A 19,578-nucleotide genomic window follows, 5' to 3' on the forward strand; every position below is an offset into this window, starting at 1 on the left:
GGGCCGGGAATGGTGCATCATGGTGGGGACCACCGAACGGCCGGCCCGCAAACCGGCCCGCACAACACGCCGATCACAAGGCTGACAAGGGGGAGTGCCCATGGGTATCCGTCATATCCTCGTCCATCTCGATTCCGGCGAGCGCACCGCCGTCCGCCTCGCGCTTGCCACCGAACTGGCGACCCGCTTCGGCGCCCGCGTCACCGCGCTGTTCGCGCAGTCCGACCGCTACGGCCCCGGCATCGTGGCCCGCCGCGCCGGCCCCGCGCTGGAGGAGGCGGCCGCCGCCGCCAAGGCCGCGGCCGAGGCGGCCTGCGCCGCCGCCGGGGTGGCGTGCGAGTGGTGGCAGCTCTTGCACGGGGAGCGCAACCACGTGGTGGCGGAAACCGTGATCTGCGCCCGCTACGCCGACCTCGCCGTGTTCGGCCAGTACGACCCGGCGGGCGACGCCCCGGTGCCGGAGGATCTGGTGGAGCAGGTGATCCTCAACAGCGGCCGGCCGGTGCTGGTGGTGCCGGCCGCGGGGTCCTACGCCACCGTCGGCCGCCGCGCGCTGGTCGCGTGGAACGGCAGCCGCGAGGCGGCGCGGGCGCTGGGCGACTCGATGCCCTTCCTGGCCGGGGCCGATGCCGTGACCGTGCTGTCGCTGCGCGGTGCGGTCGAATCCTCGGTGGCGGGGCGCGTGCCGCCGGTGGACATCGCCGCCCATCTCGCCAGCCACGGGGTGACGGCGGAGGTCGATCTCGTGCCGCCGAACGAGGCCGGGGTCACCAACATGATCCTCAACCGCGGGGCCGATCTGGCGTCCGACCTGCTGGTGATGGGGGCCTACGGCAACTACGGCTTCCCCTTCGGCCTGCGCGGCAGCAACACCCGCAACATCCTGCGGGAGATGACCATGCCCGTGCTGTTCGCGCACTGACGGCGGCGGGGGCGGGGGAGGGAAGGCGTACGGGTCAGGCGGGCTCCTCGGCCCGCCCGGCCTGGGTGAACAGGTACGGCACGAAGCTGCGGTGGTGCGCGTCCACCGACAGCTGGCTGCCGATCGGCGGGAAGGCGCGCTGCTGGCAGTCCGTCCGCTCGCAGATCCGGCAGTTCACCCCGATGGGGACGGCCGCCTGCTCGTCCGCGATGTCGATGCCGGCGGAGTACACCAGCTCCCCGGCGTGGCTGACCTCGCAGCCCAGCCCCACCGCGAACTGGCGGGACGGGCGCAGATACGCCCCGCCGCGCTTCACCACCGTACGCGCGATCCCGATGTACGCCGTGCCGTCGGGCATACGGGCGTGCTGCACCAGGATCTTGGCCGGCTGCGCGAAGGCGTCGTGCACGTTCCACAAGGGGCAGGCGCCGCCGAACCGCGCGAAATGGAATCGCGTGGCCGAATGCCGCTTGGTGATGTTGCCGGCCATGTCCACCCGCACGAAATAGAAGGGCACACCGCGCAGCCCCGGCCTCTGCAGGGTCGACAGCCGGTGGCAGACCTGCTCGAAACTGGCGGAAAAGCGGCTCTGCAACTGCTCGACATCGTGCTTCAGCGCACGCGCCGCCTGCGCGAAGGCGCGGTAGGGCATGACCAGCGCCCCGGCGAAATAGTTGGCCAGTCCGACCCGGCAGATGCTCTTCGCGTCCTCGCTGGAGAAATGCGCGTCCGCCACCAGCCGCTCGATGATGTCCGCGTGACCGAGCAGCGCGATCTGGTGGGCGAGGTGGAAGGTCCGCGACGCCGCGGTCAGCAGGGGGGAGAGGCTGAGCGTTCCCGTCTCCCCGTCATAGACCCGCATGGCCGGTTCCTGCCCGTCCTCCGTCACGATGCGCACGCGTACATCGTGCCGGCGCTTGAGATACGCGGTCAGGTCGTTGAGCAGGTCGGCGGGGCGGAAGGCTTCCGTCTCCCACAGCCGCTCCGCCGCCTCGTCCAGGGCGCCCACATAATTGTTGCAGTAGTGGAAATAGTCCCGCACCTCCTCGTACGGAAACTGCGCCCCCGCCAGCGCTGCCCCGTCCCGGTCGGAGCTGGACAGGCTGTCGGCCAGCGACTGTACGCGCTCGTGCAGCTTCTGGTACGCTTGGTGCAGGCTGAGGATCCGCCGCGACAGCTCCGGCGAGGCGGTGACGACGTTGCGAAGCTCCGCCGTGGTCAGGGGGGCGCCGGTGAACAGCGGGTCGGCCAGCGCCTCCCGCAGATCCGCCACCAGCCGCGCCTCCTCGTCCTCGACGAAGCTGGTCACGTCCACCTCGAACACCCCGGTGACCCGCAGCAGGACGGGCAGGGTGATCGGCCGCTGGTTGTTCTCCAACTGGTTCAGGTAGCTGGGCGAAAGCTCCAGCGCCTTGGCCAGCGTGGCCTGCGTCATGCCGCGCTGCTCGCGCAGCCGCCGCAGCTTGTACCCGAGATAGAGCTTCTTCGTCTGCATGGTCCGACCGGTGCTGTCCGTGCCATCCTACATCGACCGTGGCCGGAAGTCGCCATACGGCGTTCGCAGCCCTCGCAACTTTATGAGTTCGCGCGCGAACGTGTTCGCAAATTCGCACGTTTTCGTCCACGCGACCTTTGCGCGATTGCAAATCTTGTGAATAATCGCGCCGTTTCGAGCGTGGCCGCCGGCCCCTGCGGGTCCTGGCGGCCGCACCAAGAAGTGGGAAGCGCCTGATGCAAGAAATCCTGGCCAAGTTGGAATCGATGCGCGCCGCGGCCCGCCTCGGCGGTGGTGAGAAGCGCATCGCCGCGCAGCATTCGAAGGGCAAGCTCACCGCGCGCGAGCGGCTGACGCTGTTGCTCGACGAAGGGTCGTTCGAGGAACTGGATATGTTCGTCGAGCACCGCTGCATCGACTTCGGCATGGAGGCGCAGAAGGTCCCCGGCGACGGCGTGGTCACCGGTCACGGCACGATCAACGGCCGGCTGGTGTTCGTCTTCTCCCAGGATTTCACCGTGTTCGGCGGCTCGCTGTCCGAGGCGCACGCGGAGAAGATCTGCAAGATCATGGACATGGCCGTGAAGGCCGGGGCGCCGGTCATCGGCCTGAACGACAGCGGCGGGGCGCGCATCCAGGAGGGCGTGGCCTCGCTCGGCGGCTACGCCGAGGTGTTCCAGCGCAACGTGATGGCGTCGGGCGTGATCCCGCAGGTGTCGCTGATCATGGGGCCGTGCGCCGGCGGTGCCGTGTATTCCCCGGCCATGACCGACTTCATCTTCATGGTGAAGGACAGTTCCTACATGTTCGTCACCGGTCCCGATGTGGTGAAGACCGTGACGCACGAGATCGTCACCGCCGAGGAGCTGGGCGGGGCCATCACCCACACCACCAAATCCTCCGTCGCCGACCTCGCCTTCGAGAACGACGTCGAGGCGATCCTGCAGATCCGCCGCTTCTTCGACTTCCTGCCCTCGTCCAACCGCGAGAAGCCGCCGGCCCGCCCGACGCTGGACCCGTGGGACCGCTACGACCACTCGCTCGACACGCTGGTGCCGGACAACCCCAACAAGCCCTACGACATGAAGGAGCTGATCCTGAAGGTCGTGGACGAAGGCGATTTCTTCGAGCTCCAGGCCGAGCACGCCAAGAACATCATCATCGGCTTCGGCCGCATGAACGGCTCGACGGTGGGATTCGTCGCCAACCAGCCGCTGGTGCTGGCCGGCTGCCTGGACATCGACAGCTCGATCAAGGCGGCGCGCTTCGTGCGCTTCTGCGACGCCTTCAACATCCCGATCGTCACCTTCGTGGACGTGCCCGGCTTCATGCCCGGCACGGCGCAGGAGTACGGCGGCATCATCAAGCACGGCGCCAAGCTGCTGTTCGCCTACGCCGAGGCGACGGTGCCGAAGGTGACCGTGATCACCCGCAAGGCGTACGGCGGCGCGTACGACGTGATGGCCTCCAAGCACCTGCGCGGCGACGTCAACTACGCCTGGCCGTCGGCGGAGATCGCGGTGATGGGGCCGAAGGGCGCGGTGGAGATCATCTTCCGTGCGGACATGGGCGATCCCGCCAAGATCGAGGCACGGACGGAGGAGTACCGGTCGAAGTTCGCCAACCCCTTCGTCGCGGCCTCGCGCGGTTACCTGGACGACGTGATCATGCCGTTCGGGACACGCAAGCGGATCAACCACGCGTTGGCGATGCTGAAGAACAAGCAGCTCGACAACCCCTGGCGCAAGCACGACAACATCCCGCTCTGAAGGCAGGCCGACCCATGTTCTCCAAGATCCTCATCGCCAACCGCGGCGAGATCGCCTGCCGCGTCATCCGCACCGCCCGCCGCATGGGCATCAAGACCGTCGCCGTCTATTCCGACGCCGACCGCAACGCCCTTCACGTGGAGATGGCGGACGAGGCCGTGCACATCGGCCCGCCGCCCTCGGCTCAGAGCTACCTGCTGATCGACCGCATCGTCGACGCGTGCAAGAAGACCGGCGCGCAGGCGGTTCATCCCGGCTACGGCTTCCTGTCCGAGAAGCGCGCCTTCCAGGAGGCGCTGGCCGCGGCCGGCATCACCTTCATCGGCCCCGACGCCCACGCCATCGAGGCGATGGGCGACAAGATCGAGTCCAAGAAGCTGGCGAAGAAGGCCGGCGTCAGCACGGTGCCCGGCTATCTGGGCGTCATCGCCGACGACAGCGAGGCGGTGACCATCGCGCGGGACATCGGCTACCCCGTGATGATCAAGGCCTCGGCCGGTGGCGGCGGCAAGGGCATGCGCGTGGCCTGGAACGACGAGGAGGCGCGCGAGGGCTTCCGCTCCGCCCAGAACGAGGCACGCTCCAGCTTCGCCGACGACCGCGTCTTCGTCGAGAAGTATGTCCAGCAGCCGCGCCACATCGAGATCCAGGTGCTGGCGGATGGGCAGGGCACCGCCCTCTACCTCGGCGAGCGCGAATGCTCGATCCAGCGGCGCCACCAGAAGGTCATCGAGGAGGCGCCGAGCCCATTCCTCGACGCCGCGACCCGCAAGGCGATGGGCGAGCAGGCCGTGGCGCTCGCCCGCGCCGTGGACTACAAGTCAGCCGGCACGGTCGAGTTCATCGTGGACGCGGAGCGCAACTTCTACTTCCTGGAAATGAACACCCGCCTCCAGGTCGAGCATCCCGTGACCGAGCTGATCACCGGCTTCGACCTTGTGGAGCTGATGATCCGCATCGCCGCCGGCGAGAAGCTGACGGTCAAGCAGGAGGATGTGCGCCTGCACGGCTGGGCCGTCGAGGCGCGGGTGTACGCGGAGGATCCCTTCCGCAACTTCCTGCCCTCCACCGGCCGGCTCACCCAGTACCGTCCGCCGTCGGAGGATCCGCACGTCCGCGTCGATACCGGCGTGTTCGAGGGCGGCGAGATATCGATGTTCTACGACCCGATGATCGCCAAGCTCTGCACCTGGGGCTCGACCCGCGACGCGGCCATCGCCCGCATGCGGGAGGCGCTCGACGAGTATTACATCCGTGGCGTCAGCCACAACATCCCGTTCCTCGCCTCGCTGATGGCGCACCCGCGCTTCGTCGAGGGGCGGCTGACCACCAACTTCATCGCCGAGGAATACCCGACCGGCTTCCACGCTGCCGACCTGCCGCCCGATGACCCGGCAATCCTGGTGGCCACGGCCGCGGTCATCCATCGCTGCATCAACGATCGCAACATCCAGATCTCCGGCCGCATGCAGGGCTTCACGCCCAAGGTGCGGGAGGACTGGGTGGTGGTGTTGAACGACCAGCGCCACCCGGTGAACGTCCACCCCGTCGCCGGCAGCCCGCAGCGGCTGGGCTACGCCGTCACGCTGAACGGCAAGGCGATGACCGTGTGGAGCGACTGGCAGATCGGCGAGCCGCTGTTCCGCGCCACCATCGACGGGCACCATGTCTGCGTGCAGGTCGATCCGACCGGCATCGGTTACAAGCTGTTCCACTCCGGCAGTCAGGCGATGGCGAAGGTGCTGACGCCAGCCGCGGCTGAGCTGGACGCGCTGATGCCGGTGAAGGCGCCACCGGACCTCTCCAAGTTCCTGCTGTCGCCGATGCCGGGCCTGCTGGTGTCGCTGGCGGTCTCGGAGGGGCAGGAGGTCAAGGCCGGCGAGGTGCTGGCGGTGGTCGAGGCGATGAAAATGGAGAACATCCTGCGCGCCACGCAGGACGGCACCGTCTCCAAGGTCCACGCCACCCCCGGCTCCAGCCTCGCGGTGGATCAGAAGATCCTGGAATTCGCGTAAGCCGACAATTCGAAGAACGAGAAAGGGAGGAAACGCCATGCCCCTCGCCACGACCCTTACCCCCCGCAACGCCACGCTGCTGGCGACCGTCGCCCCGCGAGGCGGGCTTCTCCAGGCGCTCGTCTGCATCGTGCTCGGCAGCCTGCTGTTGACGGCGTCCGCCAAGGTGCAGGTGCCGTTCTGGCCCGTGCCGATGACCATGCAGACCCTGGCCGTGATGGTCATCGGCATGGCGTACGGCAGCCGTCTGGCTGGCGGCACGGTGCTGTTCTATCTGGGGCAGGGCGTGGCCGGGCTGCCGGTCTTCGCCGGTCCGGCGCCGGGCTACACCTACATCATGGGGCCGACCGCCGGTTACCTCGTCGGCTTTGCCGTCGCCGCTGTCCTCATCGGCTGGCTGGCGGAGCGCGGCTGGGACCGCAGCCCGGTGAAAGCCCTGACCGCCATGGCGTTCGGTCATGCGGTGGTTCTGGCACTCGGCGTGGCGTGGCTGTCGGTGCTGTTCGGGGCGGAGAAGGCGTACGCCGTGGGTCTCGCTCCCTTCTGGGCGGCGACGCTGCTGAAGACTCTGCTGGGAGCCGCCGTCATGCAGGCCGCATGGCGTGTGGTGCGGCGCCGCTCGGCGGCGTCGTGACGCGGGACGGCCAGCCGTCCGTGATCGTATAAATCCGTCCCGGAAGGGACAGGGCGGCCAACGCCGCCCATGTTGACAGTCCGAGCTTGGAGGATGCGTCCATGACCGATTTTCCGAAGAAGACCCTGGCCGATTGGGAAGCCCTGGCGGCGAAGGACATCGGCAAGGACGGCTCCTTGAAGGATCTCGTCTGGACGACGCCCGAGGGCATCGACGTCAAGGCGCTCTACACCGCCGCGGACCTGGAAGGGCTGGAGCTGGAGGAGTTGCCCGGCTTCCCGCCCTTCACCCGTGGCCCGCGCGCCACGATGTACGCGGTCCGGCCCTGGACCATCCGGCAATACGCCGGCTTTTCCACGGCCGAAGAGTCCAACCGCTTCTACAAGGCGAACCTGAAGGCGGGGCAGATGGGCCTGTCCGTCGCCTTCGACCTCGCAACCCACCGCGGATACGACAGCGATCACCCGCGCGTCGTCGGTGACGTCGGCAAGGCCGGCGTCGCCATCGACAGCGTGGAGGACATGAAGATCCTCTTCGACGGCATCCCGCTCGACAAGATGTCCGTTTCCATGACCATGAACGGCGCGGTGCTGCCCGTGCTGGCCGGCTACATCGTGGCCGCCGAGGAGCAGGGGGTGTCGCAGGACAAGCTGAGCGGCACCATCCAGAACGACATCCTCAAGGAGTTCATGGTCCGCAACACCTACATCTACCCGCCCGAACCCTCGATGCGGATCATCGCGGACATCATCGAGTACACGGCGCTCAACATGCCGAAGTTCAACTCGATCTCCATTTCCGGCTACCACATGCAGGAGGCCGGTGCGACGGCGGTGCAGGAGCTGGCTTTCACCATCGCCGACGGGCTGGAGTATGTGCGGGCGGCGAAGTCCAAGGGGCTTGCGGTGGACAAGTTCGCGCCGCGCCTGTCCTTCTTCTTCGCCATCGGCATGAACTTCTTCATGGAGATCGCCAAGCTGCGCGCCGCCCGGCTGCTCTGGGCAAAGCTGATGCAGGAGAAGTTCGAGCCGAAGGACGCGCGCTCCCTGGCGCTGCGCACGCACTGCCAGACCTCGGGCGTCTCGCTGACCGAGCAGGACCCGTACAACAACGTCGTGCGCACCGCGGTCGAGGCGATGGCGGCCGTGCTCGGCGGCACCCAGTCTCTGCACACCAACAGCTTCGACGAGGCGCTGGGCCTGCCCACCCCCTTCTCCGCCCGCATTGCCCGCAACACCCAGCTCATCATCGCCGAGGAGACCGGGATTCCGAAGGTCGTGGACCCCCTGGCCGGCTCCTACTACGTCGAGCACCTTACCCACTCCCTCGCCAAGGCGGCCTCGGAGCTGATCGGCAAGGTGGAGGAGATGGGGGGCATGACCAAGGCCGTGGACAGCGGCCTGCCCAAGCTGATGATCGAGGAGGCCGCCGCCCGCCGGCAGGCGCGCATCGACCGCGGCGAGGAGGTCATCGTCGGCGTCAACAAGTACCGGGTCGAAAACCCCGACAAGGTGGACGTGCTCGACATCGACAACACCGCCGTGCGCGAGGCGCAGATCGCCCGCCTGAAGGCCGTGCGCGCCGGCCGTGACGAGGCCGCCTGCCAGTCGGCGCTCGACGCGTTGAGCGCCGCGGCGGCGGACAAGTCCGGCAACCTGCTCGATCTGGCCGTGAAGGCCACGCGCGCCCGTGCCACCGTCGGCGAGATCTCCGCCGCGCTGGAGAAGGTGTTCACCCGCCACACGGCGATCATCCGGTCGGTGTCTGGTGTGTACAGCGCGGCCTACGAGGGCGATGCCGGCTTCAAGGCGATCCAGGACGATGTCGGTCGCTTCGCCGAGGAAGAGGGGCGGCGCCCGCGCATCCTCGTCGTCAAGATGGGGCAGGACGGGCATGACCGCGGTGCCAAGGTGATCGCCACCAGCTTCGCCGACATCGGTTTCGACGTGGACATCGGGCCGCTGTTCCAGACCCCGGAGGAAGCCGCCCGTCAGGCGGTCGAGAACGACGTGCACGTCATCGGCGTGTCGAGCCAGGCCGCCGGCCACAAGACGCTGGTGCCGCATCTGATCGAGGAGCTGCGCAAGCAGGGTGCCGGCGACATCCTGGTCGTCTGCGGCGGCGTGATCCCGCCGCAGGATTATGAGTTCCTGTACCGGTCCGGCGTGGCGGCCATCTATGGGCCGGGCACCAACATCCCGAAGGCGGCGTCGGAGATCCTGCAGATCCTGCGGGGTAAGAAGCTGGCAGCGTGACGACGGGCCCTGAAACCGACCTCTACGGCCCCGTCAAGGATCTGCTGGAGGCGCAAGGCTATGCGGTGAAGGGGGAGGTCGGTGGCTGCGACCTCCTAGCCGTGCGCGGAGACGAGCCCCCGGTCATCGTGGAGTTGAAGCGCCGCTTCACCCTCGATCTTGTGCTGCAAGGGGTGAACCGGCTTGCGGTGACGGACCTCGTGTATCTGGCGGTGCCGCAGCCGGGACGGCGTACGTCACCCTCGCCGTACGACTCGGACATACGCAAGCTGTGCCGGCGCTTGGGTGTGGGGTTACTGGTGGTGGACCCGGCACGGGCGGCGGGACATCGCGTCGACGTGCTGTGCGATCCCACCCCCTACGCGCCCCGCCGCGACCGCAAGCGGCTGGGGCGTTTGTTGGGCGAGCACCGGCGGCGTGTCGGGGACCCCAATCGCGGCGGTTCCACCCGCCAGCCGATCGTCACCGCCTATCGCCAGGACGCGCTGCGGTGCGCCCGGCTCTTGCAGGTACAAGGGACGATGACACTCGCGGCTCTGCGGGCTGCGGGGGCGCCGGCCGACGTCGCGACCATCCTGCGCCGCGACGTGTACGCGTGGTTCGAGCGGGTGGGTCGTGGCACATACCGCCTGCGGGAGGAAGGAGCGAGGGCGCTCGACAGTTTCCGCCACGCCCTCGATCCCTGACGCCGAAGCCGCGTCAGCCGACGTCCTGCTGCGGCATCAGGTCGTACTGCCGCCTGCAGCCGGGCAGCGTCAGCATACCTTCATACCACGCCTTGATGTGGGGATAGGCGGCCAAGTCCACATCCGCCTCAGGCGCCAGATCGATGAACGGGAAGGCGAAGATGTCGGCGATGGTGACGCGTCCGCCTTCGACGAAGTTCTTGCCGGCAAGATGCGCGTCGAGCTGAGTCATGCCAGAGGCGGAGGCGGCGTCCATGAAGGGCTTGGCATTCGGATCGAGGCCGAAGCGTCGGATGGCGCGCGACCGCTGGAGCGGCAGCAGCACGTCGGCCATCCACGAGATCCACTGGGCCAGCTTGAGCGTTTCCACCTCGTTCCTGCCGCCGAACTTGCCGGTCCGGTCGGCGAGATAGGTCAAGATGACGCCGGATTCACTCAGGCACAGATCGCCATGGCGCAGCGCCGGCACACGTCCGAACGGGCTGATGGCCAAGTACTCGGGGCTTTTCTGCTGCTTGGACTTCAGATCGACATGGCGATAAGTGAAGGGTGTGTCCGCCATGCTCAGGAACAGCACCACACGTGCTGCGGGCTGTGAATGGAAGTTGCCGTAGACCGTAAATCCAGCGGGCATGCCGCGTCCTCCCCCATGTTTGGAATGCATCGGGTATCACGGGCGGTCGGGACGCGCCATAAGCCACCTCCCGGAGCGTCTGTGCATTCTGGTCATTTGCTTGTCGTACCAACTTGTTCAGCATTCTCATTAAATGTTAATGTTCATTTTGTAATGAGGCGTCGCGATGGCGATCCGATCAGCGCGGCAGGTTTAAGACTGCGCTTCGATGCAGACCAGGTACTGTGGGCGTAACGAGGCCGGACATGGAAAATGCGCGCACCATCATGGTGGTCGAGGACAATGTCCTCATGCGGAAGCTCTTCGTCCGCTGTCTGGAGGAAGGCGGCTTCACCGTGGTCGAAGCCGACGATGCCCGTGGCGCCATTGACCTGATGAGGGCGGCGCTCCCGGACCTCGTGGTGATGGATATCGTGATGCCGGGCATCTCGGGTGTCGAACTGATCCGTCTGATCCGCGCCGACGCAGAACTCGCGCCCACACCCGTGATCGCGGTCACCAATCTCGCCACGCCGGCTGACAAACGCCGTCTCGCCGATGCCGGCTTCAATGGGCACGTGTCGAAGCCGATCAAGCCGAGAGAGTTCCTCGCGACCGTCTCCGGCTTCCTCGACGTGGCCGCGGTCGCCAACTGATCACACCCAATCGGCAACCGGGGAGCCCTTCGGCATGGCGCGCTATCTGGTCACCGGCGGATGCGGGTTCATCGGCTCGCATCTCATCGAGCGGCTGATCGCCGCAGGCAACGACGTCCGCGTGCTCGATGACCTGTCAACGGGCCGCAAGGACAATCTTCCATCTGGCGTGCCACTGACCGTCGGCGACGTCGCCGATCCGGATCTGGTGAACGACTTGATGGGTGGTGTGGACGGGTGTTTCCATCTGGCCGCGGTCGCGTCGGTGGACCGATCGCGTGAGGACTGGCGGGGCACCAACCGCACCAACCTCGCCGGCACCATCACCGTCTTCGATGCCGCCCGCCGGGCCGCTGGAGGCGCCCCGGTGCCGGTGGTGTATGCCTCCTCCGCCGCGGTGTACGGTGACAACCAGAATGTCCCGCTTGTCGAGGCGGCCACCGTCGGGCCCCTGTCCGCCTACGGGGCGGACAAGCTGGCCTGTGAACTTCACGCCCGTGTCGCCGATGGCGTGCACGGCGTTCCGACGACCGGTTTCCGTTTCTTCAATGTGTTCGGCCCGCGGCAGGACCCGAAGTCGCCTTATTCCGGTGTGATTTCCATCTTCGCCGCGCGCATTGCGCGGGGGGAACCGATCACCATCAACGGCGACGGTGAACAGGTCCGTGACTTCGTGTATGTCCGTGATCTCGTCCGCTACCTGACGGCCGCCATGGACAAGCCGGTTCCGGGAGCGCCGGTCTACAACGTGTGCACCGGTGTTCCCACGACGGTCAACCGGCTGGCGGAGGTGTTGGCGGACTTGGCCGGTCGGCCGCTCGACCGGCGCCATGGTCCGCCGCGCTCCGGCGACATCCGTGTCTCCATCGGCGATCCTTCCCGTCTCGTCGCCGCCTTCGGCATGGCGTGCGGGACATCGCTGGAGGACGGGCTGCGGGATACGCTCGCATGGCTTGGCTGACGGGGCTGCGCGCTATGGCGGCGGTGGCGATTCTCACGATGGCTGTGGCGGCGAGGGCGGAGGTGCCCTGGGTGGTGTGCTACACCGACAAGGTGCCGGTGAACGCTTACGAGCCCTATCGTTTGCTGGTGCTCGACAGCACCCATCACCCGCCGTTGCGGCCCCTGCGCGACCGTGGCAAGCGCCTGCTCGGCTACATCAGCGTCGGTGAGGTCGAGGAGCATCGCCCTTGGTTCGCACGGGTCAAGGGTTGGGGCATCCTGTCGGAGGAGAACCCGAACTGGCCCGGCAGCTTCTATGTGGATGTCCGTGATCCACGCTGGGTCAAGCTGGTTGTGGAGGAACTGGTCCCGTCGCTCATCCGCAAGGGTTTCGACGGCGTTTTCCTCGACACACTCGACAACCCGCCGCATCTCGAACGCACCGACCCCAAGCGTTGGGCCGGCATGACCGAAAGCGCCGCGAGGCTGGTGGGTGCCATCCGCCGGCATTGGCCGGACATCGCCATCATGCAGAACCGCGGCTACGAGATCCTGCCGCAGACCGCAGCTCAGCTGGACTACGCTCTGGGGGAGAGCGTCTACACCACGTGGAATTTCGCCACGGGCAAGGCCGATCTCCAGCCCGCCGGCGACTACAGTTTTCAGGTCGAGGCGCTGAAGGACGCCAAGGCGCGCAATCCGCGGCTGGACATCATGACCCTCGACTATTGGGATCCGGCCGATACGGCCATGATCGCCCGAATCTATGCCTTGCAGCGGGCGAACGGTTTCTCACCGTATGTCTCCACGGTGGAACTCGATCGAGTCTTGCCGGAGCCGAAGCCTTGACCGGGCGGAGTTGGGCATCGGGCATCCTTCTGCTGGTCCTCCTGGCCGCTGGGCCATTGCGGGCGGATGGGGCGAAGCCGGTGCCGCGCGCCATCCTCGCGCTCTACGACACGCGGGAAGAGCAGAAACTGCGGCTGTCGCGCATCCACACCATGGCAGAGATGCCGCTGAACCATCTTGGCCTGACCGTCGTCTATTGGGACGTGGCCGACGGTCTGCCCGATCTCGCGCGTTTCGGGGACTTGCGTGGTGTGCTGACGTGGTTCGCGGGCGATCCCTTCGATGATCCGCGGGGCTATGCCACCTGGATCGGAAAAGCGATGGATCAGGGGTTGCGGGTCGTGGCGCTCGGACAGAGCGGGATCCGGCGGTCACGAGCCGGAACGGCCATGCCCATGTCCCTGGCGAACCGCTTTTTCGGTCGCTTCGGGCTGCGTGACGATGATGGCTACTCGGACCTGACGCACAGGTCGCGCCCGGTGGTGGCGGACGAGATGGTCGGGTTCGAGCGTCCGCTGGACGGCCCGTTGCCGGGGTATCCGCTCATGCGCGCGGTGGACCCGCGGGTCACCTCCCATCTTGTCCTGCGGCGGGGTGGCCAACCCGAAAGCGACAGCCACATCGTGGTGACCGGTCCGGCCGGCGGTCTGGCCGTCGAAGGGTATGTGCGGCATTACGATCCGGAACTGGTCCGGCGCCAGTGGATCATCAACCCGTTTTCCTTCTTCCGTGCGGCTTTCGGTACGGACGACCTGCCGAAGCCGGACGTGACCACGGTGTCCGGCCGCCGCCTCTACTTCAGCCACATCGATGGCGATGGCTGGAGGAACGCGACGGAGATCGAGAGTTTCGGCAAGGACCGACCCATCGCCGCGGATGTGGTGCGGCGCGAGGCGATCGAGCCCTATCCGGATCTGCCGGTGACCGTGGCACCGATCGGCGCCGACCTGGATCCCGCGTGGAAGGGAACCGCCGCGTCCCTCGCCGCGGCCAAGGCGCTGTTCGCCCTGCCGCAGGTCGAGCCGGCAAGCCACACCTGGTCGCACCCGTTCTTCTGGGGATTCTTCCAGGACTACACGCCGGACAAGGAGGCCGCCTTCGCACCGGCCTCTGGCAGACGCGCGCGGGGCGGCTATCTGGCCAACTGGTTCGGACGCACGCGTATCACTGAGGACGAGGTGGTGGGGGAGGGCGGTCACGCCGGTGGTCCCGACATCGGCCGTTACGCCGTTCCCCGCGCCTTTCTTGAGGAACCGTTCGACATCGCGCGGGAGGTCGGTGGGTCGCTCGATTACATGACCGGCATCGCGCCTGCGGGCAAACCGGCGCGCCTGATCCAGTGGTCCGGTGACACCCAACCCTATGCGGCGGCGATCGCCGCCACCCGCGCGGCGGGCGTCCGCAACATCAACGGTGGCGACACCCGCTTCGATGCCGAGTTTCCGTCCTATACCGCCGTAGCCCCGATCGGCGTGGCCATGGGTGACCAGCGGCAGACATACGCCGCAGCCAGCAACGAGAACACCTACACCGACCTGTGGACCAATCGATTCTACGGTTTCCGCAACCTCGTCCATACGCTGCGGAACACCGATACACCCATCCGGGTGAAGCCGTTCAACGTATATTACCACATGTATTCGGGCCAGAAGTCGGCGAGCTTGGCGGCGTTGAAGGAGATACTCGGGGCTGCCCGCGTTGCGGACATCGCGCCGGTTACGGCCAGCCACTACGCGGCCATGGCGGACGGCTTCCAGTCCATACGGTTGGTCCCCGAAGGGCAACGGCGTTGGCGCGTGGTCGATCGAGGCGCACTGACCACGATCCGGTTCGACGGTGCGAGCTTCGACGCTGTGGACTTTCCCCGTTCCAAGGGCATTGTCGGGCAGCGCCACCACCAGGGAAGCCTTTATATCGCGCTCGATCCGGCGGTGGAGGAGCCGGTGGTGGCACTTGCCGCGGTGGATCGGACCGATGTCGCCCCGCCGGCACCTCGTCCCTATCTGATCGAGGGGCGCTGGATGCTCGACGGGGTGGAGGTGTACGCAAACGGATTTCTTGCGGGCGCCCAGGGATTCGGGGCGGGAACCATGTCGTGGTGGATGCCGGTTCCCGGCCGTTACGCGGTGACGGCGGAGCGCGCCGGCCGCGTGCTCTGGCGGGGTGAGGCCGTGGCGGGCGTCGATCACCGGCTGAGCCTCACCATACCGGTCGCTGCGGAGACACCGTTGCGCATCGGCGCCGACCGGCTGGACTGACAGGGGACGGTGCTGTGTGGCGCAGCCTGCTCACCGTCCTGGTCACGGTGGTCGTTGCGGTCGGGGCCAGCCTGATGCTGATCCCCGGCGGTCATGAACTTGCGCTGATGAAGTTCCGCGATCGCGATTACGACGAGGCGCTTCCGGCCTACGAGCGGCGTTACGCGGACGGTGACCGCTCGGCCGCGACGGTGATTCCGCTGAGCCGACTGCACCAGCAGGAAGGGCGGGTGGACCGCGCCATTGCCGTGATGGAAGGGTTCGTTGCGGTGGAGCCGCGATCCGTGGATGCACGTCAACTTCTCGGCGTGCTGTATCGCGGTGCCCAGCGGATGGGAGACTATCTGACCAATCTCGAGGCGATCGAGGCTCTGGCGCCGTCCGAGGAGGTCGAGCGGGAACTCGCGACCCTTTATGATTTCTATGCCGATTTCGATCGCTTGGCGATCGCGCTTGGACGTCTTGCCGACCGCCTTCCCCATGACCCGGACATCGTGACGAAGCTGGCGACCCTCCTGGCCGCACGCGGCGGGATCGAGCCGGCAGCGGCGCGTCTTCTGGCGCTGGACGACCGTCTGCGCGGTGGAGTTACCGGCGACGCGCGCGAGTTGCTGATGAGCCTGCTTCTCGAGCTCGGCCGCACGGACGAGGCGGTCCGGCGGGCGTCACGCTGGCTGGGGGAGCGTCCGGCAGTTGGCGATCTGATCGGCCTTGGCAACCAGTTCGTCGATGCCGGGCGGGCGGACCTCGCCCTTGGTCTGCTCCGGCCTTATGACGATCAGTCCCTGGGCCACCCTGCCTTTGCCCTGACCCTTGTCGATCTGAGCATCGCCACAGGAGCGCGTGAGGGGGCAGCCCACCGTCTGCGGGCGTTGATGGGGCGCGGACCGATCGAGGATGCGTGGCTCGGACGGTTCGTCGCCCTGGCCTTCGGGGCCGGTATGCCGCGCTTGGCACTCGATGTGATGCGCGGGCGCGCCCTGGAACTGATTCCCGATTGGGCGCTGACCGGAGTGGCCGAGGCCGCCTTTGCGGAAAGGGACCGCTCGACCCTCGACCGGCTCACCACCGAGCTCGGAGACAAGTTTCTCGACGAAAACCCGCTTCTGGCCGCGAACATTGCGCTGGCCCGGGGGGATATGGCCGGGACGGCGCGTTGGGCATCACGCGTGTTGGACGATGCCGCCCAGCCTCTGCCCGACCGCTTGTCGGCCATAGGCCTGATGGCCCGGGCCGGCCGTCGGGAAGTGGCGACGGCGGCGCTTGACCGCATTGTTCCCGTTGGCGACATGCCGGACGACGCGGCGGCCGAACTGGCCGAACTCTACCTGCAGCTCGAACGGCCTCGAGCCGGGCTTGCCTGGGCGGAGGCCCGGCTGCGCGATCGCCCGACACCGGCCCTGGCAACGGCCTGGGCGCGGATGGCCGTGCGGGTTGGGGACGTTTCCAAGGTTTCGCTATGGCTGGACGACACCGCGACGGTGGATGTCGGTGCGCTTCAGGACATCGCGTCCGCCGCATTGGAGCGTGGAGCGACGGGATTGGCCCTCGCGGCTGCCCGGCGGGTGCACGAGCGTCAGCCGACCCCTACCTCGGCCCTGGCACTTGCCAACGCGCTCATCATCGCTGGTCAGCCGGAACCGGCCATCACCCTGATCCGGCCGCTGTTGGGCGGTGCCGGGCCGGAGGTGGAAGAGGTTTATGCTACAGCGCTTGAGGCTGCCGGCCATACCGCCGAGCTTGTTGGACTCTGGTCGGCCAAGCTTCAGGCCGCCGATCTGCCTGAGAACGAGCGCAAGCGCCTGCTGTACGGTCTGCTGGAGCGCAAGGCATACACCGTTGCCCTGCCTTTCCTGCGGGACATGGCGACGCGACACGGTGGTGAGTGGCTGTACGCATACACCGATGCGGCGCGGCGGAGCGGCGCGACGGCGGAATTGAGAGCATTCCTGGCGGCCCTCGCCCGGGACGAACGCCAACCGCTGGAAGAGCGTCGGCGCATGGCGTTCACGTTGCTTGAACTCGGCGACAAGGCCGGAGCCGAGCGGGTGTTCCTGACGTTGGCAGCGGCTCAGGATCCCGACGGACCCGATGTCCGCCAGCTTCTGTTCCTCTGGGGACCGCGCCCGCCGGGCGGTGCCATGGAGTGGATGGAGCGGCGTGCCAGGGCTGCGACGTCGCCGGCGGAGCAGGTCAGGTGGTATGAACGCATGCTGGCCTCCGGCGGCGCCGCGCGGGTCGTGAGGGCGGTCGCGCCGGGAGGACGGCCGGAACATCCGTCGCTGCTCACCGTGTACATCGATGCGCTCGCGGCCCGTGATGACGGCCCAGCGCTGGCGGAAGCGTTGCGTGTTGCGCTTCCGGCCGAACGTGATTCGGAACGGTTGCGCCGCTACGCGCGCCTCGCCGAGCAGGCGCGCGCCGGTGACGTGGCCGCGGCGGCATGGCGGGCGCTCGCAGCGCTGCGGCCCGAGGACCCCGAAGCCCTGCGTCAGCTCGGCATGCTGGCCTTCGACGGAGACCGGCTGGCCGAGGCCGAACGGCACCTGCGCCGATATCTGGCCGTGCGCTCCGACGATCATGAGGCCAACTACTTCCTGGGCGAGGCGCTGAACGGCCTGAAACGCCGCGCGGATGCCGTGCCGTACTGGAGGCGCGCGCTCGACCTTCTTCGGTCGCGTGTTGCGGGTGGCGCGGAAGCCGGGCTGACGGAGGCCAACCTTCTGCACCGGCTGGGTCATGTCGACGAAGCGGTGGCATTGTTCGAGCGGCTGCGTCACCAGCGTCCGGACGACCGTCAGATCAAGGCCGACTACGTGTCCGTGCTTATCGAGAGCGGGCGCATGAAGGAGGCGCGCCGTGTCCTGGAACGCTGACATCCGGCGCGGTTCCGGGATCGCCACCGTCGCCGTGGCCGTTTGGCTGCTGGCGTCGGCGCCCGCTCTGCCGGCGGCGCGCATGGAGGCGACGGTCGGGGATGGAGGCGCCCGCCTGTCGCTGACCTGGGATGCCGCGGTCTCCGTCGCAAGCGAACGTGACGGGCGGGAGCTGACGCTTCGGTTCAACCGGCCACTCGGCGATCTGCCCCTGGACACGGTGCCCGGCCGCCTGCCGGGGTGGGTTGAGAACACGGCCTTCGGCTATGACAGCGTGCTTCTGGTCCTGCCGTCGGGTGTTGATGCGATGGTGGTCAAGGACGGTGCGGCGGTGCGTGTCGACTTCGTCCGCGCCGCCGCCGTCAGCCGCCCGCCCGCGGACGTCGCCGCCGAGCGGGTGGCGGAGCGGCAGGCGGAACGGCGGCTGGACTATTTCCGTGCCGTGACCGATCTGGAAGACGGAGACCTTCACCAGGCACGGGCACGGGCCCGTGCCCTTGTCGACACCGATCCGAAGGATGTCTCGTCTCTGGTCCTGCTCGGCAACGCGGAAGAGCGGGCCGGTCGCTGGCGCGAAGCGCTGGACGTCTATGACCGCGCGCTGACGCTGGCCCCGGACGAGCCGTCGCTGCTCCGCAGCCGCCAGACCCTGTTCCGCGAGCATGGTGATCAGGTGCGGCTCGACGTGGATCTGTTCCAGGTCGAGGACGCCGATACCCAGCGGATCGCACGCCTGTCCGCACGCCAGGACCTCGGCGGGCACCGCAGCCTTGTCGCCCTCATCGAGACGCGGCGCGTCGATACGGATCAGGTGGTGCGCGCCGACGGTCGCATCACGCCATTCCACGGATGGCGCACCCGCGGCGAAGTGACGGTGGCGCAGGACTGGGACGATGGTCATCGAACCACCGCAAGCCTGTTTGCCGCCGAGCGCACTCTGGGAGCCGGTCTCATCCATTCCATGCGAACCGACATCGGTGTGACGCGCGCCGGCATACTTGCAAGCGAACCCGCTTACACCTTCGTGGAGGGCATCGTCGGGGCCGGTCGGCGCGACCGCGCATTCCTTCAGCACGAATTCCGGTTGGGGGAGGGCTGGTCGGCCATGCTCGGCGGTGGCTTCAGCCGGTACGGCCTGGACGATAACGACGACCTCGCCCGCTCGGCCACAGCGGAAGGGGCATTGCGCTACGCGGTCGATCTGGGGCGGCCGGTCGCCAGCATCGGCTACAGCCTGGACGCCGAATACGTGATCGAGCGTGAAACCCGCATCGATCCCCTCGGCAATCCCTACGCACCGCTGCCCGTCGCGACACGGGAGGTGCATTCCTTTTCGCTCGGGATCGATGATGAGATCGGCGATGTGCTGCGATACGGAGTTCAGGGAGGCTATGCCTATGACCGGCGCAACTCCGGCGGCCCCTTCGCCGCTGTGACGGTTGCCTATGAGCCGCTGACGGCCGTGGAAATGGGCTTCCGGGCGAGCCATGCCCGATCGACGGCGCGGGGGAGCGATGCCGGCGTGAATGCGGTCGGCGTCTACTTCGCCCTCCGCAATTAACCATTCGGTAGCCATACCCCGCTACACCCGACGGCTTGGGGACCATC

Annotated in this window: 14 protein-coding genes; 12 read left to right on the plus strand and 2 right to left on the minus strand. The window is 67.6% G+C overall.

Annotated features, from left to right (window positions below; genetic code table 11):
* Positions 1 to 100: 100 nt before the first annotated feature.
* Complete coding sequence (locus tag HL658_RS00120; protein WP_196242049.1) at positions 101 to 922, plus strand: universal stress protein; 822 nt, start codon at positions 101 to 103, stop codon at positions 920 to 922.
* A gap of 34 nt (positions 923 to 956) precedes the next feature.
* Here HL658_RS00120 and HL658_RS00125 read toward each other — a convergent pair whose 3' ends face one another.
* Entirely contained in the window at positions 957 to 2,417 is a 1,461-nt protein-coding gene (locus HL658_RS00125) for a helix-turn-helix domain-containing protein (RefSeq protein ID WP_180279873.1), read from the minus strand.
* A 236-nt stretch (positions 2,418 to 2,653) separates the two neighbouring features.
* Here HL658_RS00125 and HL658_RS00130 point away from each other — a divergent pair, with 236 nt between their 5' ends.
* From HL658_RS00130 to HL658_RS00150, 5 genes are all read left to right on the plus strand, one after another.
* On the plus strand, positions 2,654 to 4,186 hold the full coding sequence (locus tag HL658_RS00130) for an acyl-CoA carboxylase subunit beta (RefSeq protein ID WP_180279874.1): 1,533 nt from the start codon (positions 2,654 to 2,656) through the stop codon (positions 4,184 to 4,186).
* Between the two features lie 14 nt (positions 4,187 to 4,200).
* Complete coding sequence (gene accC / locus HL658_RS00135) at positions 4,201 to 6,201, plus strand: acetyl-CoA carboxylase biotin carboxylase subunit (protein ID WP_180279875.1); 2,001 nt, start codon at positions 4,201 to 4,203, stop codon at positions 6,199 to 6,201.
* 37 nt (positions 6,202 to 6,238) lie between these two features.
* Positions 6,239 to 6,835: a biotin transporter BioY gene (locus HL658_RS00140; RefSeq protein ID WP_180279876.1), complete on the plus strand. Its 597-nt coding sequence runs from the start codon at positions 6,239 to 6,241 to the stop codon at positions 6,833 to 6,835.
* 101 nt (positions 6,836 to 6,936) lie between these two features.
* Positions 6,937 to 9,090 (plus strand): methylmalonyl-CoA mutase, encoded by a 2,154-nt coding sequence (scpA, locus tag HL658_RS00145; RefSeq protein ID WP_180279877.1) that lies wholly within the window; start codon positions 6,937 to 6,939, stop codon positions 9,088 to 9,090.
* Positions 9,087 to 9,776, plus strand: coding sequence for a DUF2161 family putative PD-(D/E)XK-type phosphodiesterase (locus HL658_RS00150; RefSeq protein WP_180279878.1), 690 nt, complete (start codon positions 9,087 to 9,089; stop codon positions 9,774 to 9,776). The genes scpA and HL658_RS00150 overlap by 4 nt, the downstream gene beginning before the upstream one ends.
* 13 nt (positions 9,777 to 9,789) lie before the next feature.
* On the opposite strand, the gene HL658_RS00155 is transcribed toward HL658_RS00150, so the two are convergent.
* Positions 9,790 to 10,410 (minus strand): glutathione S-transferase family protein, encoded by a 621-nt coding sequence (locus HL658_RS00155; RefSeq protein WP_180279879.1) that lies wholly within the window; start codon positions 10,408 to 10,410, stop codon positions 9,790 to 9,792.
* Between the two features lie 245 nt (positions 10,411 to 10,655).
* On the opposite strand from HL658_RS00155, the gene HL658_RS00160 reads away from it, so the two are divergent.
* The 6 genes from HL658_RS00160 to HL658_RS00185 all read left to right on the plus strand — a co-directional run bounded on the left by HL658_RS00160 (position 10,656) and on the right by HL658_RS00185 (position 19,531).
* Positions 10,656 to 11,045 carry a response regulator gene (locus HL658_RS00160; protein WP_180279880.1) on the plus strand — a complete coding sequence of 130 codons (390 nt, stop codon included), beginning with the start codon at positions 10,656 to 10,658 and terminating at the stop codon, positions 11,043 to 11,045.
* Positions 11,046 to 11,079: 34 nt separating this feature from the next.
* Positions 11,080 to 12,006, plus strand: a complete 927-nt coding sequence (locus tag HL658_RS00165) for an NAD-dependent epimerase/dehydratase family protein (protein ID WP_180279881.1) — start codon at positions 11,080 to 11,082, stop codon at positions 12,004 to 12,006.
* A complete protein-coding gene (locus tag HL658_RS00170) occupies positions 11,994 to 12,836 on the plus strand; it encodes a glycoside hydrolase family 191 protein (protein ID WP_180279882.1) in 843 nt (280 codons plus the stop codon). The genes HL658_RS00165 and HL658_RS00170 overlap by 13 nt, the downstream gene beginning before the upstream one ends.
* 80 nt (positions 12,837 to 12,916) lie before the next feature.
* Positions 12,917 to 15,094, plus strand: a complete 2,178-nt coding sequence (locus tag HL658_RS00175; RefSeq protein WP_180279883.1) for a polysaccharide deacetylase family protein — start codon at positions 12,917 to 12,919, stop codon at positions 15,092 to 15,094.
* A 14-nt stretch (positions 15,095 to 15,108) separates the two neighbouring features.
* A complete protein-coding gene (locus HL658_RS00180; protein WP_180279884.1) occupies positions 15,109 to 17,970 on the plus strand; it encodes a tetratricopeptide repeat protein in 2,862 nt (953 codons plus the stop codon).
* On the plus strand, positions 17,954 to 19,531 hold the full coding sequence (locus tag HL658_RS00185) for a tetratricopeptide repeat protein (RefSeq protein ID WP_343054962.1): 1,578 nt from the start codon (positions 17,954 to 17,956) through the stop codon (positions 19,529 to 19,531). The genes HL658_RS00180 and HL658_RS00185 overlap by 17 nt, the downstream gene beginning before the upstream one ends.
* Positions 19,532 to 19,578: the final 47 nt, after the last annotated feature.

The sequence above is a fragment of the Azospirillum oleiclasticum genome, assembly GCF_013423485.1.
GTDB lineage: Bacteria > Pseudomonadota > Alphaproteobacteria > Azospirillales > Azospirillaceae > Azospirillum > Azospirillum oleiclasticum.